Genomic DNA, 1462 nt, shown 5'->3' on the forward strand with positions numbered 1-1462 from the left:
CCCAAGTTTGCCCCCTAGAGTATATTTTGGGGTGGTTTTTAGGCATTTTGAGGAGTGAAATGCTGATTTCATCGGGGTAGTTGTTTTTGAAATCGAAATGTAGTACACAGCGGTGGATTTTTTTATCCTTACCTTTGTGGCACTATGCATTTTATTTCGCAGACAAGATATAATCCGGATTCTGGTAGGGACGAAAAGTACTACCGTATCAAAGAGTCTTTTCGGGATAAGTTGGGGAGAGTGCGTTCGCGTATTCTGCTCAACGTAGGATTTTGGTCTGGTCTGACACCTGAAGAAGTTCGTGACGTTGGGAGAGGGCTTACTTTCCTTCAGGAGCACAGGGATGAAGTAGCTCTGTTTGATGATCTTTTTACTGAGTATAGTGAGCAGACTCGCCTTTACATCAGTAAGTTTTGGAGTGAAATGGTAGAGAGCGGGGCCATTGATATTTCTTGTCAGGTGATCAAAGAGTCGGAGGCGAAAGCGCGTAAGATGCTTGACTCAGAGAGCGTTAAGCACACCGATGCTAGGGAGCTTGGAGCAGAATGGATGGCCCTACAATCTATCCGACAACTTCGGATTGAAGAGTTTCTAAAGGAACAAGGCTGGTCCGACCGACGAATAAAAGCTGCCATTTCTATGTTGATGGTCCGCACTGTATATTGCTCCTCGGAGTTTAAGAGCCGTGCGATCCTTAGGGAGAACTCCGCCACCTGTGAATTGGTCTACGGAGAGGGGGAAGAGTCGCTTGGGTATAGAGCGATGTATAATGTTGCCCCTGAGCTATATGCTATCAAGAGCGAGCTGGAGCAACACCTTTGCCGAGTGACAGACAACCTATTCAATCAAGAGAATAGGATCCTACTTTTTGATCTCACCAACTTCTATTTTGAGGGAAGTAAACGGAGTAGTCAAAAAGCTAAGTTTGGACGAAGTAAAGAGAAAAGGAGCGATTGCAAGCTCCTCGTACTCGCTCTTTGTATTAATACAGATGGATTTATCCGCTACTCTTCAATTCTAGAGGGCAATACGGCAGACCCGAAATCGCTTCCTCATATGATAGAAGAAGTGATTGCAAAGAGCCCACTTTCGGACAATTCCAAGGCACTAGTGGTAATGGATGCAGGCATTGCGACAGAAGAAAATCTCTCGCTTATTAAGTCTAAAGGCTACAACTACCTCTGTGTATCACGCACTAAACTAAAGGATTATGAGCTGACACCAAGTGAGGAAAGCGTCCTTGTCAATGACTGCAAGGGGGAAGTGATCACGCTTCGGAAGGTGCAAAGAAAGGACGAAAATGGGGACTACTACCTACAGGTCAACTCCCCACAGAAACTCCATACAGAGGAGAGTATGAATGGAGCTTTCAAGGAGCGATTTGAGCTGGAGCTGACAAAGGCCAAGCAAAGTCTCTCACGAAAAGGCGGCACCAAGACCTATGAAAAGGTGATTGAACGCA

Annotated in this window: 1 protein-coding gene; it reads left to right on the forward strand. The window is 45.6% G+C overall.

Annotation, left to right across the window (positions count from 1 at the left end; translation table 11 throughout):
- Positions 1-144: 144 nt before the first annotated feature.
- Positions 145-1462: IS1634 family transposase (locus HMPREF3027_RS00100; RefSeq protein ID WP_070706274.1), on the forward strand; the 1318-nt coding region annotated here is incomplete at its 3' end.

Origin of the sequence: Porphyromonas sp. HMSC077F02, from assembly GCF_001815465.1 — a bacterium.
Taxonomy (GTDB): Bacteria; Bacteroidota; Bacteroidia; order Bacteroidales; family Porphyromonadaceae; genus Porphyromonas_A; species Porphyromonas_A somerae.